This is a genomic window from Pseudomonas fungipugnans (assembly GCF_029955235.1).
GTDB lineage: Bacteria > Pseudomonadota > Gammaproteobacteria > Pseudomonadales > Pseudomonadaceae > Aquipseudomonas > Aquipseudomonas fungipugnans.
This window is the reverse complement of record NZ_JARBWL010000002.1, coordinates 293,745-307,078: the sequence shown is the minus strand read 5'-3', so window position 1 is coordinate 307,078 and position 13,334 is coordinate 293,745. Positions and strand designations below refer to the sequence as shown.

The 13,334-nt window shown below is 61.0% G+C and carries 13 protein-coding genes; 7 read left to right on the top strand and 6 right to left on the bottom strand.

Features of this window, described 5'->3' with window-relative positions; all coding sequences use genetic code 11:
* Window positions 1–4: 4 nt before the first annotated feature.
* The 3 genes from znuB to zur are packed head-to-tail and all read right to left on the bottom strand — an operon-like array spanning window position 5 to window position 2,050.
* Window positions 5–793: a zinc ABC transporter permease subunit ZnuB gene (gene znuB, locus POF45_RS16385; protein WP_054047998.1), complete on the bottom strand. Its 789-nt coding sequence runs from the start codon at window positions 791–793 to the stop codon at window positions 5–7.
* A complete protein-coding gene (gene znuC, locus POF45_RS16380) occupies window positions 786–1,568 on the bottom strand; it encodes a zinc ABC transporter ATP-binding protein ZnuC (RefSeq protein ID WP_259497931.1) in 783 nt (260 codons plus the stop codon). Before znuC ends, znuB begins: the two co-directional genes overlap by 8 nt.
* Window positions 1,568–2,050, bottom strand: a complete 483-nt coding sequence (gene zur / locus POF45_RS16375) for a zinc uptake transcriptional repressor Zur (protein ID WP_259497929.1) — start codon at window positions 2,048–2,050, stop codon at window positions 1,568–1,570. Before zur ends, znuC begins: the two co-directional genes overlap by 1 nt.
* A gap of 66 nt (window positions 2,051–2,116) precedes the next feature.
* Here zur and POF45_RS16370 point away from each other — a divergent pair, with 66 nt between their 5' ends.
* A complete protein-coding gene (locus POF45_RS16370) occupies window positions 2,117–3,037 on the top strand; it encodes a zinc ABC transporter substrate-binding protein (RefSeq protein ID WP_259497927.1) in 921 nt (306 codons plus the stop codon).
* 129 nt (window positions 3,038–3,166) lie between these two features.
* Here POF45_RS16370 and POF45_RS16365 read toward each other — a convergent pair whose 3' ends face one another.
* Complete coding sequence (locus POF45_RS16365; protein ID WP_282316150.1) at window positions 3,167–4,117, bottom strand: homoserine kinase; 951 nt, start codon at window positions 4,115–4,117, stop codon at window positions 3,167–3,169.
* A gap of 58 nt (window positions 4,118–4,175) precedes the next feature.
* Window positions 4,176–4,466, bottom strand: coding sequence for a DUF2782 domain-containing protein (locus POF45_RS16360; RefSeq protein WP_259497923.1), 291 nt, complete (start codon window positions 4,464–4,466; stop codon window positions 4,176–4,178).
* A 74-nt stretch (window positions 4,467–4,540) separates the two neighbouring features.
* Between POF45_RS16360 and polA the strand changes: the two genes are divergently transcribed.
* On the top strand, window positions 4,541–7,342 hold the full coding sequence (polA, locus tag POF45_RS16355) for a DNA polymerase I (RefSeq protein WP_259497921.1): 2,802 nt from the start codon (window positions 4,541–4,543) through the stop codon (window positions 7,340–7,342).
* Between the two features lie 293 nt (window positions 7,343–7,635).
* On the opposite strand, the gene yihA is transcribed toward polA, so the two are convergent.
* Window positions 7,636–8,277, bottom strand: a complete 642-nt coding sequence (yihA, locus tag POF45_RS16350; protein WP_259497919.1) for a ribosome biogenesis GTP-binding protein YihA/YsxC — start codon at window positions 8,275–8,277, stop codon at window positions 7,636–7,638.
* A 191-nt stretch (window positions 8,278–8,468) separates the two neighbouring features.
* Here yihA and POF45_RS16345 point away from each other — a divergent pair, with 191 nt between their 5' ends.
* The 5 genes from POF45_RS16345 to POF45_RS16325 all read left to right on the top strand — a co-directional run bounded on the left by POF45_RS16345 (window position 8,469) and on the right by POF45_RS16325 (window position 13,267).
* Complete coding sequence (locus POF45_RS16345; RefSeq protein ID WP_259497918.1) at window positions 8,469–8,759, top strand: c-type cytochrome; 291 nt, start codon at window positions 8,469–8,471, stop codon at window positions 8,757–8,759.
* Between the two features lie 46 nt (window positions 8,760–8,805).
* Window positions 8,806–9,426: a c-type cytochrome gene (locus POF45_RS16340; RefSeq protein ID WP_259497916.1), complete on the top strand. Its 621-nt coding sequence runs from the start codon at window positions 8,806–8,808 to the stop codon at window positions 9,424–9,426.
* Between the two features lie 200 nt (window positions 9,427–9,626).
* Window positions 9,627–10,268, top strand: a complete 642-nt coding sequence (locus tag POF45_RS16335; RefSeq protein ID WP_259497914.1) for a thiol:disulfide interchange protein DsbA/DsbL — start codon at window positions 9,627–9,629, stop codon at window positions 10,266–10,268.
* A 12-nt stretch (window positions 10,269–10,280) separates the two neighbouring features.
* On the top strand, window positions 10,281–11,159 hold the full coding sequence (locus POF45_RS16330; RefSeq protein ID WP_259497912.1) for an endonuclease/exonuclease/phosphatase family protein: 879 nt from the start codon (window positions 10,281–10,283) through the stop codon (window positions 11,157–11,159).
* On the top strand, window positions 11,156–13,267 hold the full coding sequence (locus tag POF45_RS16325; protein WP_282316149.1) for a GGDEF domain-containing protein: 2,112 nt from the start codon (window positions 11,156–11,158) through the stop codon (window positions 13,265–13,267). Before POF45_RS16330 ends, POF45_RS16325 begins: the two co-directional genes overlap by 4 nt.
* The last annotated feature ends 67 nt before the right edge of the window (window positions 13,268–13,334 follow it).

The window sequence follows — 13,334 nt, the reverse complement described above, 5'->3', positions numbered from 1 at the left end:
AAGTCTACACCCCTCGACGGGGCAGGACAAAACTCAGCAGAAACAGCGCGGCGGCCGTCACTACAATTGACGGGCCCGCCGGGGTGTCCTTGAACCACGACAGCGCCAACCCGCCACACACCGCGAGCATGCCCAGCAGGCTAGCGCCCAGTGCCATCTGCTCCGGCGAGCGGGCGTGACGTTGTGCCGCAGCCGCCGGGATGATCAACAGCGACGTAATCAGCAATACACCGACGATTTTCATCGCCACAGCGATCACCACCGCAATCAGCAACATCAGCGTCAAACGCAGCGCCGCCACCGGCAAGCCTTCTACCGTGGCCAGTTCTTCGTGAACGGTGATCGCCAGCAGTGGACGCCATAACGTCACCAGCAACGCCAGTACCGCTGCGCTGCCGCCGAGGATCCAGGCCAGGTCGGTAGGGCTGATCGCCAGCAGGTCGCCGAACAGATAGGCCATCAGGTCGATCCGCACTTCATGCATGAAGCTTAGTACCACCAGGCCCAGAGAGAGCGTGCTGGGTGCAAGAATCCCCAAAAGGGTATCGGACGCCAACGGCTGACGCTGCTGCAAGGTCACCAGCAACACCGCCAACAACAGGCAGCCGACGGTGACCGCCACGGTCGGGCTGACATCCAGCAGAAAACCCAGGGCCACGCCGAGCAACGCCGCGTGGGACAGGGTATCGCCGAAATAGGCCATGCGCCGCCAGACCACGAACGAACCCAGCGGGCCGGCGACCAGCGCCAGGGCAAGACCTGCAAGCAGGGCGTAAAGCAGAAAATCAGCCATGCTTGCAGCTATCTCCGTGAACGTGGGTGTGGGCCGTCGGGCCAGTGACCACCGAGCCATGCAGGTCATGGGCGTGGTCATGGTGGTGATGATAAATCGCCAGGCTTTGGGCGTTCTTGCCAAACAGCTCGACGAAGGCCGGATCGCCACTGACCTGCTCCGGATGCCCGGAACAGCACACATGGCGATTGAGGCAAACCACCTGGTCGGTGGTGCTCATCACCAGATGCAAATCGTGAGATACCATCAACACGCCGCAGCCGTGGCGGTCCCGCAGACGCGTGATCAGGCTATACAGCTCGGCCTGACCGGCCACATCGACGCCTTGCACCGGCTCATCCAGCACCAGCAGTTCCGGCTCGCGCAACAGCGCACGGGCCAGCAGCACACGCTGCATTTCGCCGCCGGAAACGCTTTGCACCGGGCTGTCGATCACGTGTTCTGCGCCGACTTCCTTGAGTGCGGACAAGGCGCGCGCACGGTCCACACCCGGTACCAGCCGCAAGAAGCGCAACACGGACAACGGCAGGGTTGGATCGACGTGGAGTTTTTGCGGCATGTAACCGACCCGCAGTTTCGGCTTGCGCCAGACGCTGCCGCTGTCCGGCTTCAACAGCCCGAGTACGGCGCGCACCAGCGTGGTCTTGCCGGCGCCATTGGGGCCGATCAGGGTGACGATCTGCCCCGGTTCGACGCTCAACTCGATGTCATCCAGCACGGCTTGCCCGGCAAACGTGACGGCAACGTGTTCGAGGCGGATCAGCGCATTGCTCATCAAGCCCCCTGGCAGCCCGAGCAGAGACCGACCACTTCAACGGTCTGGGCTTCGACGACAAAGCCGACGTCCCTGGCGCTGAAGACAATCGCGTCGCTGATGGATTTTTGTTCAAGCTCAATGGCAGCGTGGCATTCGCGGCAAATCAGGAACTGGCCCTGGTGCGCGTGTTCCGGGTGATTGCAGCCGACAAAGGCGTTCAGGGACGAGATGCGATGGACCAGGCCGTTATCCAGCAGGAAATCCAGCGCCCGATAAACGGTCGGTGGCGCAGCGCGGCGACCGTCCTGTTCGCTGAGCACTGCCAGGATGTCGTAGGCACCCAGCGGTTTATGGCTCTGCCACACCAGTTCCAGCACCCGCCGGCGCAATGCGGTCAGGCGCAAGCCTTGACGTGCGCACAAGGCATCGGCCTCCGACAATGCGCTGTGAACGCAATGAGAGTGGTCGTGGGGACGGCTGGCAATCGGTGTTTTAGGCATGAGCGGCGACGAGTTTTGTGAGAGACGTTATTATGTTACCCGTTCTCGCCTCTTCGAGTGGTCATCGTGTCCCGACTTTTTTCTATCTTCGTCGCATTTATCGCAAGTTTTCTGCTGATCGGCTCGGCGCAGGCCGAAGTCAAAGTGCTCACCAGCATCAAGCCACTGCAATTGATTGCAGCGGCGGTGCAGGACGGTGTGGCGATCCCGGAAGTCTTGCTGCCGCCCGGCGCTTCGCCGCACAACTACGCATTGCGCCCCTCCGACGTGCGCAAAGTGCAGTCCGTGGACCTGCTGTACTGGATCGGGCCGGACATGGAGAGTTTCCTGCCTCGCGTGCTGAAAGGTCGTACGTTGCCGAGCGTCGCCGTGCAGGATTTGCCTGACTTGAAACTGCGCCGTTTCGCCGAAGACAGTCACTCTCACGCTGAAGATGCTGACGAGCATGACCACGATCACCGTCCGGGCACACTGGATGCGCATTTGTGGCTGTCACCGGTCAACGCCCGGGTGATCGCGGCAAAAATGGCCGCAGACCTGAGCGCTGCCGACCCGGCCAATGCCGAACGTTATCAGAGCAACGTCAAGGCATTCGATGAGCGCCTGGATGCGCTGGACTTGCGCCTGAAAGCGCGTCTGGCGGGCGTCGCGGGCAAACCGTACTTTGTGTTCCACGAAGCCTTCGACTACTTCGAAGACGCCTATGGCCTCAAGCACACGGGCGTGTTCAGCGTCGCGGCCGAAGTCCAGCCGGGCGCCCAGCATGTTGCGGCGATGCGCGCCCGCTTGCAGGAAGTCGGCAAGACCTGCGTGTTCAGCGAGCCGCCGCTACGCCCACGTCTGGCAGAAACCCTGGTGGCGGGCCTGCCGGTGAAACTGGCGGAACTGGATGCATTGGGCGGGTATACGCCGGCGACGGCTGAAGGCTATGAGCGGGTACTGGAGAAGTTGGGGAATGATCTGGCAAGTTGCCTGGAGTCGTTGTAACTGACACAAAACCCTGTGGCGAGGTGGCTTGCCCCCCGTTGGGCTGCGAAGCAGCCCCTAACTGGCCGCTCAGTCAGATCGCATGGGAGCGCTTCGCGCTCCAACGGGGGCAAGCCCCCTCGTCACAATTCAGAGGGCGAAAGGCAGCGGCGTACTGACTTTCTGGCGCTGTGCCAACCGCTGCTGAAACTCCATCGGGTCGTGAATCAGCACGTCCTGCCCGGCAAACGATTCGGCAGCAATCAGCCGTGACAACCAGAACCGCACACACGCCACACGCAGCATGGTCGGCCAGAGCTCGGCCTCGGCGGCGGTGAATGGCCGCAACGCCGCATAAGCGCCCAGCAACGCCCGAGCCCGCGGCCCGTCGATCAGCCCGTCGTCATCTGAACACCAGTCATTCAAGGCAATCGCCACGTCATACAACATCGGCCCTGAACAGGCGTTGTAGAAGTCGATCAGCCCGGTCAGGTGCGTGCCTTCGAACATCGCGTTGTCGCGAAACAGGTCGGCGTGGATGTTCGCCCGTGGCAACGCCAGGATTTTCGTCTTCTGCTGCGTGATTTCATCCAGCGCCCGTTGCAGCAGATCGCTCTGCTCGGCATTCAGGTGCGAGAGCAACTCGGTGCCCTCCTCCAGCATCCAGTCCAGGCCACGATCCGTCTTGCGCTTGATCATGTTGGCCTGAGTCGCCAGGTGCAGGTGACCCAGCAACTCGCCCACCTGGGCGCAATGCTTTGCGTTGGCGACCTTGATGTGCTTGCCCGCCAGACGCGGTTGCAGCAACGCCGGCTTGCCGGCCAGTTCGCGCAGGGCGACGCCATCGGTGGTGCGCAAGGCGTATGGCACCGGCAGGTCGGCGTCGTGCAGCACGTCGAGCAGTTCGATGAAAAACGGCATCTCCTGCACCGGACCGCGCTCAACCAGGGTCAGGACGAACTCGCCCTGCTCCAGGCTGATAAAGAAATTGGTGTTTTCACTGCCGGCGGCAATTCCCTGGAAATCAAGCAGGCGGCCGAGCCCGTAGGGGGCGAGAAAGGTTTCCAGCTCGGGCCGAGCCAGCGGGGTGAACACAGACATGTTTTAACTGCCAGTACGGGCGCCGCGATTTGCGCAGGCGCCGGTTGAAATTAAGAAACTACTTCCACTCGAAGATCTTCCACGACGGAATCAGCATATCCGGCTGATCCGAGCGGATAAAGTTTGCATCGGTACCGTCCGCGCGCACTAGAAAGTACGGTGGCGCGCCTTTGGGCGTGACCTTGATCGCGTACAGGAAACCGTTTTGGCGGTATTCCTGAATGACTTTGTCCCCTTCCGTGTGGATCGTGACTTCTGGATCGGCTGTCGGTGCATCGTCCGCCGCCATGACGGCCATCGGTGCGATTGCAAACAAGCCAGCCAGCAACAGGCGATTTAGTGTGCGCATGATAACCTTGTCCCTTTGTCGTCAACGGTCCCGCTATTCTAGCGCCGGACCCGCCGAAAAGGTTGATCCTGCTCATGAGCCAAGCCCCCCTCGTCCTGGTGGACGGTTCTTCTTACTTGTACCGCGCCTTTCACGCGCTGCCACCGCTGACTACCTCCAAAGGCCTGCCGACCGGCGCGGTCAAGGGCGTGTTGAACATGCTCAAGAGCCTGCGCAAACAGTACCCGGACAGCCCGTTCGCGGTGGTGTTCGACGCCAAGGGCGGGACGTTTCGCGATGACATGTACGCCGAATACAAGGCCAACCGTCCGAGCATGCCCGACGACATGCGCGTGCAGATCGAGCCGCTGCATCAAAGCGTGATCGCGCTGGGCTTCCCGCTGCTGTGCGTCGAAGGCGTCGAGGCCGATGACGTGATCGGCACGCTGGCCCGCAGCAGCGCGGCGGCTGATCGCCCGGTGATCATCTCGACCGGCGACAAGGACATGGCGCAGTTGGTCGACGGCCACATTACCTTGGTCAACACCATGACCGGTAGCAGCATGGACGTGGAGGGCGTAAAGGAGAAATTCGGCGTCGCTCCCGAGCAGATCATCGATTATCTGGCGCTGATGGGCGATTCGTCCGACAACATTCCGGGCGTTCCGGGCATCGGTCCGAAGACCGCTTCCGGGCTGCTGGTCGGCGTGAACGGCGGCCTGACCGAGCTCTATGCGCAGCTCGACATCGTCCCGACCCTGCCGATTCGTGGCGCGAAAACCCTGCCGGCCAAGCTCGAAGAGCACAAGGAGATGGCGTTCCTGTCCTATCAACTGGCCACCATCAAGATCGACGTGCCGTTGGACATCGGCCTCGACGACCTGCAAATGGGCCAGCCGGACCCCGAAAAGCTCGCCGAGCTCTACAACCTGCTGGAGTTCAAGAGCTGGCTGAACGATCTGGAGCGCGACGCCAAACGCATCGAGCTGAGCAGCGCGGCGCAGCCTGAACCGATGGCTGACCTGTTGAGTGCCGTTGAAGACGAAGCGCCGGCAGCGACCGAAAACCGCTATGAGACCATTCTTGATCAGGCGCGATTCGATGTCTGGCTGCAAAAACTGAACAACGCCAAGCTGTTCGCCTTCGATACCGAAACCACTGGCATCGATGCGCAGCAGGCCCAACTGGTCGGTCTGTCCTTCGCAGTACAGGCCAACGAAGCGGCCTACATCCCGCTGACCCACTCCTACATCGGCGTACCGGAGCAACTGGACCGCGATACGGTCCTGCGCGCGCTCAAGCCGATTCTGGAGGATCCGAGCAAGCTCAAGGTCGGCCAACACGCCAAGTTCGACATGAACATCCTGGCCAACTGCGCCATCGGTGGCGATCAGGCGAACGGCATTACCGTGCGTGGCATCGCCTTCGACACCATGCTCGAATCCTATGTGCTGAACTCCACGGCCACCCGTCATGACATGGACAGCCTGGCGCAGAAGTACCTGGACCACACCACGGTGAGCTTCCAGGACATCGCTGGTAAAGGCGTTAAGCAGCTGACCTTTGATCAGATCGCCCTTGAGCAGGCCGGGCCGTATGCCGCCGAGGACGCCGACATCACGCTGCGCTTGCACCTGGCGCTGCACGAGAAACTCACCGCCATCCCGAGCCTGGCCAGCGTGCTGACCGATATCGAAATGCCGCTGGTGCCGGTGCTGGCACGAATTGAACGCCAGGGCGCGCTGGTGGATGACAAGCTGCTCGGCGAGCAGAGCGTCGAACTGGGCAACAAAATGATCGCGCTGGAGCGCGAAGCGTTTGAGATCGCGGGTGAAGAGTTCAACCTCGGCTCGCCGAAACAGCTGGGCGTGATCCTCTACGAAAAACTCGGCCTGCCGATTCTGAAAAAAACCGCCAAGGGCCAGCCGTCCACCGCTGAAGAAGTGCTGGCCAAACTGGCGGAAGACGACTATCCGCTGCCCAAGGTGCTGATGCAGTACCGCTCCATGAGCAAGCTGAAAAGCACCTACACCGACCGCCTGCCGGAGCAGATCAACCCGCGCACCGGACGGATTCACACCTCGTACCATCAGGCCGTTGCGTCCACCGGACGTTTATCCTCCAGCGATCCGAACCTGCAGAACATCCCGGTGCGCACCGCTGAAGGGCGGCGCATTCGCCAGGCCTTCGTCGCGCCCGCCGGTTACAAGTTGCTGGCGGCGGACTATTCGCAGATCGAACTGCGGATCATGGCGCACCTGTCCAAGGACGAAGGGCTGATGAACGCCTTCCGCAACAACCTGGACGTGCACACCGCCACCGCCGCCGAGGTGTTTAAGGTCGAACTGGCCGAGGTGAGCAACGACCAGCGCCGCAGCGCCAAGGCGATCAACTTCGGCCTGATCTACGGCATGGGCGCGCAGAAGCTCGGCAAGGACATTGGCGTCGATACCAAGACCGCCAAGGCCTACATCGATACGTATTTCGCCCGCTATCCCGGTGTGCGCGAATACATGGACCGCACCCGTGCGCAGGCGGCGGATCAGGGTTATGTAGAGACGTTCTTCGGCCGGCGGCTGTACCTGCCGGAGATCAACTCCAACAAGCCGCAGGAGCGCGCAGCCGCTGAACGTACGGCGATCAACGCGCCGATGCAGGGCACAGCGGCGGACATCATCAAGAAAGCCATGGTGGCGGTGGATAACTGGCTGGCCTCTTCGGGCCTGGACGCCAAAGTCATCCTGCAGGTACACGATGAACTGGTGCTTGAAGTGCGTGAAGACCTGGTCGATCAGGTACGGGACGAGATTCGCGTGCACATGAGCGATGCCGCGAAGCTGGATGTGCCGCTGCTGGTGGAAGTGGGCGTCGGCAACAACTGGGATGAGGCTCACTGAGTCGTCTGAACGAGCGATTTCTGCTGCGGCATAGTGCCGCGGCAGAAACTGGCGAAGAGCTATTAGTTCGGAAAATTCGCCCGGTTATTCCAAAGGCATTCGAAAAAAATCTGAACTAATCTGATCAACCGCCACTCAGAGGTACTGAATGGCTGGTGAAGCCCTTCGATGCTCCTATGTTGTGTTAAGTGTTGGCAGATATCTGGACCCCGCCCTAGCGGTCCGGAGCTTGAACCCCGGAACTTCCCCCTCCCCATACGAAGTCCGGGGTTTTTTTTGCCTGTAGAAAAGTCTTACCCGGCCACCTCGGCGCCCTTGTCCGCCAGTTCCATCCAGCCCGCCAGTACCGTGTAGGCGTCTTCCAGACCCAGGCGCTTTGGCGCCGAGAACAGCTGGATACTGATGGTATCGCCCCAGCCTTTACGGATATCGGACTGCACCTTGAGCAGGACATTCTTCGCTGCGCCGTAGGTCAGCTTGTCGGCCTTGGTCAACAGAATGTGCATCGGCATGCCACTGGCGACAGCCCAATCGAGCATCAGCAGGTCGAAGTCGGTCATTGGATGACGGATGTCCATCATCAGGATCAGCCCTTTCAAACTCTCCCGACCACCCAGATACGCTTCCAGGTGACGCTGCCAGTGCAGCTTCAGCGGAATCGGTACTTTTGCATAACCGTAACCCGGCAGGTCGACCAGACGGCGTTCATCGTCTAGCTTGAAGAAGTTCAACAACTGCGTGCGACCCGGAGTTTTCGAGGTCCGCGCCAGGCTGGCGTGAGTCAGGGTGTTCAGCGCGCTGGATTTACCGGCGTTGGAACGGCCGGCAAAAGCCACTTCAAAGCCTTCGTCGTCCGGGCATTGGTCGACTTTGGCAGCACTGAGCATGAAGGTGGACTGTTGGCACAGGCCGAGGATGGGGTTCTTGAGTTGCATGGGATTTCCGATGTGGGCGGCGCCGGGAATGGACGCGGCAAGCGGTGTCGTTTCCGTTTCAGTGACGCCAGTATATAATGCCGCAGATTTTGTGTGCGCTTTGTCCCAGCGTAGGATGAAGTTCACGAGAGCAAAAAACCTTGATTGCGCACTAGAACGCAACATGCTCTCAGCCCTGAAAAGGTCGTTTTATGACGAAATGGCTGCTAGCTGCCGGTGTCTTGATGCCGCTTTACAGCGCGCAGGCTACACAGGATCCGGAAGCTGTGTACAACCGTGTTTGTGGTGCCTGTCATTCCGGCCAACTACCCATGGCGCCCCAGAAGGGCGATCAGGCGGCCTGGACGCCGAGGTTGGCGAAAGGTATGGAGACGCTGGTGCAACACGTGACCCAGGGTTTCAAGGCGATGCCGCCGCGTGGTTTGTGCATGGACTGCAGTGCCGAGGATTACCGAGCCATCATCCAGTGGATGAGCGAGTAAACCCGGCCCATAACTCTTTAACCCTTAGCCGTAGTTGGATTAGCTGATGAACAAATTGATCGTGAGTCTGCTGTTGACCGTGGGGATCTCCGGCATTGCCAATGCTGCCGGGGAGGTAGGTGATGCAGCAGCTGGCCAGGCGAAAGCCGCCGTGTGTGGCGCTTGCCATGGTCCGGATGGCAACAGCATGGCGCCTAACTTTCCGAAACTGGCAGGTCAGGGCGAGCGTTACCTGGACAAGCAACTGCACGACATCAAGTCGGGCAAGCGCACCGTCCTGGAAATGACCGGCCTGCTGACCAACCTGAGCGATCAGGACCTGGCGGACATCGCCGCCTACTTCGCCAGCCAGAAAGGCAGTGTTGGCGCCGCCGATCCTAAAATCGTGGCTCGCGGTGAAGCACTGTTCCGTGGCGGCAATTTGGACAAGGGTCTGCCAGCCTGCACCGGCTGCCACTCACCAGACGGCCGAGGCAATGCCGCCGCCGGCTTCCCGCACCTGGGTGGCCAACACGCTCAATATGTCGCCAAGCAACTGACCGACTTCAGAAAAGAAGACGGTGGTCGCACCAACGACGGCGATACCAAACCGATGCAGACCATCGCCAAAAAGCTGAGCGATGAAGATATCGCGGCAGTCTCCAGCTATATTCAAGGCTTGCACTAAGGCTCACGAATCGAGCGCTGCGAGAGGTGCACATCCCTTGCAACGTTAACACTCGATTAATCCGTCGATGCAAGCATAAAAAGGGTGGCTCAGGCCGCCCTTTTTTGTGGCCGCTGCCGTTACACTAACGAACTCATGCCCGCCATGATCTGTCCTAAAACAGGTCGCGCGAGGCGACCAAAATTGTCCAGGAGTAAAGCATGCGTAATCTGATCATCAGCGCCGCACTCGTCGCTGCCAGCCTGTTCGGTATGACCGCCCAGGCCGCCGAAGCACCTGCTGCACCCTATGTCGAACTGACCAATGCAGTTCCGGTTGCCGTCCCTGGCAAGATCGAAGTGGTGGAGCTGTTCTGGTATGGCTGCCCACATTGCTACGCGTTTGAACCGGTGATCAATCCATGGGCTGCGAAGCTGCCTTCCGACGTGAACTTCGTGCGTATTCCGGCCATGTTCGGCGGCCCTTGGGATGCACATGGCCAGATGTTCCTGACCCTGGAAGCGATGGGCGTCGAGAACAAGGTTCACTCCGCAGTGTTTGAAGCCATCCAGAAAGGCGGCAAGCGACTGACCGATAAAAACGACATGGCCGACTTCCTGGCAACCCAGGGTGTCGACAAAGACAAGTTCCTCGCCACGTTCGACTCCTTCGCCATCAAGGGTCAGATCGTCAAGGCTCGCGAACTGGCCAAGAAGTACGAAATTTCCGGCGTACCCACCATGATCGTCGACGGCAAATACCGTTTTGACATCGGCTCTGCCGGCGGCATGGAGCAGGCTCTGCAACTGGCCGACAAACTGATTGCCAAAGAGCGAGCGGCAAACAAGGCCGCCGCCAACTAAGCGCCCCCTGCCATGCGCCGCTGGGGTACTGAACGCGTCGTTGGCCTGCATGAACCGCAGGTCAACGTGCATCATCTGGAATCGACGGGCCTGCCCACGGACAGTCGTCTGCGCCTGCTCAGCTTCAATATCCAGGTCGGCATCAGTACCGAGCGTTATCGGCATTACCTGACCCGGGGCTGGCAGCACCTGCTGCCGCACACCGGACGGGCGGACAACCTGCAAAAGATCGGCAAACTGCTGGGCGACTTCGATCTGGTCGCCTTGCAGGAAGCCGATGGCGGCAGCCTGCGCTCAGGCTACGTCAACCAGGTCGAACACCTGGCCCAGCTCGGCGCCTTCCCTTACTGGTATCAACAACTCAATCGCAACCTCGGCCGCCTCGGTCAACACAGCAATGGCGTGCTCAGCCGCCTGCGCCCGTGGACGATTGAAGACCACCCTCTGCCGGGGCCAAAAGGTCGCGGGGCGATCCTGGTGCGTTTCGGCGAAGGTCCGGAAGCGCTGGTCGTGGTGATGATGCACCTGGCGCTAGGCGCTCGCGTGCGCAGCCTGCAGCTGGCCTACATCCGCGACCTGATTGGCGGCTACAAACATCAGGTATTGATGGGTGACATGAACACCCACGCCAGTGACCTGCTGCAAAACTCCCCGTTGCGCGACCTCGGCCTGCTGGCCCCGCAACTGGAAGCGACGTTCCCCAGTTGGCGCCCCCAGCGCTGCCTGGACCACATTCTGCTCAGCCCGACCCTGACCCTGGAAAAGGTCGAAGTGCTGGCACACCCCATTTCCGATCACCTGCCGGTCGCGGTAGAGATTCGTCTGCCGGGTTCGCTCACGGCCGATGCATTGCCCGCGTTGAGTCCTGCCCCTCGCGGATCCCATGAATGAGCGACGAAGCACAGCGCTGGAAAGAGAAGTACCTCAAAAGCATCGAACAACAGGAAAAGCTTGAGCGTCGCTGGGACGCCCGGCTCGACTTGCTGCGGCGCGGGCTGGTACGCAGCACCCTGGCCGCCGAGGGCACTGACCGCGCTGTCGACCAGTGCATGAAGGAAATGCGCGAAGTGGTGCGCACCGACGACATGGACGCCGGCCTCGCCGCCCTGTTGCCACGCCTGGAAAAAGCCGTACTCGACTCCGAGCAACGCCGCGAAACCCGTGTTGATCAGACCAGCGCCGCGTTGAACGCATTGGTCGCACAGCTGCAATCGTTGCCGCTGCCACGGGAAGTCAGCCGTCCGCTCAAGGTCTTCGCCAAGCAGCTGGATGGCCGCGTCGGTCACGCGCGGGAGATCCCGTTGCTGCTCAGCGAACTGAGCGGCCTGCAAGGTAAAGCCCTTACCCAACTGGAAAACCCTGCGGAACCGGGGCGACCGGGCTTGTTGCAACGGCTGTTCGGCGGCCGCGAAGCGGAAGAAGCGGCGCCACAGACCGCCGCCCCCGCGCCACAGACCCCAACCCCGGCGCCGGTAGAAGCGGTTGTTGAAAAAGCTGCCGAAGCGTCGCAAGCGCCCGTTGAAGCGCCAGCCGTCAGCGAACAGCAAGGCACGTTACACATCGCGCTCGTGACGCCACCTGCTGCCAAGCCCGAACCCATGGCCCCGCCAGCAGCGGCAGCGCCGGAGAAAGCACCGCAACCGGACGTCGTGGCCTTCGTCCCGCCCATCCTCAAACCGGCACCCGAGCCGCAGCCGCAGCCGCAGCCGCAGCCGCAGCCGCAGCCGGACATTGAACAGCCACAAACACCGGCTCCGTCTATCCCCGAATTGGTGGTCGAGCCCCTGCCCGTCGCCAACCCCGACGAACTCACCCCGGTAGCCGCAGCGCAATTACCGATCGTCCTCGACAGCCTGCCCCTGCCAGACGTCATGGCCCAGGCGTTGGCGGCCATAGACCCGGAACAGCCCGAACAAGACATTCTCTACGCGCTGCCGGACTCACCGGAGCCGTCCTACAGCTCCGTGGCCAAGCACATAGAAGACACCTTGCTGGGCCTGCTCGATGACCTGACGTTACCAGAACGTCACCGCCCGCAAGCCGAGGCCATGCGTGATCGCCTGCAAAATGGCTTGAACTGGTACGAACTGCTGCCAATCCTCGACGATCTTGCCACCCTGATGCTGGCGATCACCGACAGCGGCCAGCACGAATTCGAAGCCTATCTGCAACAACTCAACGAACGCCTCGAGTCATTCCAGAGCAACTTGCAGGCGGCCAGCGAAGGACATGCCGACAATCGCTCCGCGGCGCGGGAGATGGACACCCAGATCCGTGAACAGGTAGACGGGCTGCAATCGAGCATGCAGGACGCCGCCGACCTGGACGACCTCAAGCACGTACTGGAAAACCACCTGGAAGGCCTGCTCGGCACCATGGACCAGCACCAGAAACAGCGCGACGAACGCGAACAGGAAGTCGCCGCCCGCCTCCAGGGGCTAGCCGAACGGGTGGCTCACATGGAGCAGGAAGCCCAGGGCTACCGCGAACACCTTGAAGAACAACGGCAGAAAGCAATGATCGATCCATTGACCGGCCTGCCCAATCGCGCCGCCTGGAGTGAACGGCTGGACCACGAAATCGTGCAATGGCAACAACATGGCAATACCCTGCTGTTGGCCATGCTCGACCTCGACCACTTCAAGAACATCAACGACAACTACGGCCACCTGGCCGGCGACAAGGTGCTGAAAATCATCGCCAGCGTGCTGCGCAAACGCCTGCGCGGGACGGATTTCATCGCCCGCTTCGGCGGCGAAGAATTTGTCCTGCTGATGCCCGCTACGTCGCCCGCCATGGGCGCAAAGTTGCTGGAAACCATGCGCGCGGCCATCGAGGCCTGCCCTTTCCACTTCAAGGGCGAGCGCGTGACCATCACCATTTCCATGGGCATGAGCGCTTTCAGAACCGGCGAGCACAGCGATCTGGTGCTTAAAAGAGCCGATCAGGCGCTGTATCGGGCTAAAAATGCCGGGCGCAATCGAATCGAGATGGGCTAAAGGTCAATTGTGCCTTTTTGTGTAAAACCGACCTTTTGCCGTCACCGCTCCGGGCAGTACGTTACAC

Coding starts and splice junctions, on each gene's coding strand:
- POF45_RS16340 (WP_259497916.1), top strand. CDS start 8,806: ATGAACAAATTGATCGTGAGTCTGCTGTTGACCGTGGGGATCTCCGGC.
- znuB (WP_054047998.1), bottom strand. CDS start 793: ATGGCTGATTTTCTGCTTTACGCCCTGCTTGCAGGTCTTGCCCTGGCG.
- POF45_RS16330 (WP_259497912.1), top strand. CDS start 10,281: ATGCGCCGCTGGGGTACTGAACGCGTCGTTGGCCTGCATGAACCGCAG.
- polA (WP_259497921.1), top strand. CDS start 4,541: ATGAGCCAAGCCCCCCTCGTCCTGGTGGACGGTTCTTCTTACTTGTAC.
- zur (WP_259497929.1), bottom strand. CDS start 2,050: ATGCCTAAAACACCGATTGCCAGCCGTCCCCACGACCACTCTCATTGC.
- POF45_RS16345 (WP_259497918.1), top strand. CDS start 8,469: ATGACGAAATGGCTGCTAGCTGCCGGTGTCTTGATGCCGCTTTACAGC.
- znuC (WP_259497931.1), bottom strand. CDS start 1,568: ATGAGCAATGCGCTGATCCGCCTCGAACACGTTGCCGTCACGTTTGCC.
- POF45_RS16335 (WP_259497914.1), top strand. CDS start 9,627: ATGCGTAATCTGATCATCAGCGCCGCACTCGTCGCTGCCAGCCTGTTC.
- yihA (WP_259497919.1), bottom strand. CDS start 8,277: ATGCAACTCAAGAACCCCATCCTCGGCCTGTGCCAACAGTCCACCTTC.
- POF45_RS16360 (WP_259497923.1), bottom strand. CDS start 4,466: ATGCGCACACTAAATCGCCTGTTGCTGGCTGGCTTGTTTGCAATCGCA.
- POF45_RS16325 (WP_282316149.1), top strand. CDS start 11,156: ATGAGCGACGAAGCACAGCGCTGGAAAGAGAAGTACCTCAAAAGCATC.
- POF45_RS16365 (WP_282316150.1), bottom strand. CDS start 4,117: ATGTCTGTGTTCACCCCGCTGGCTCGGCCCGAGCTGGAAACCTTTCTC.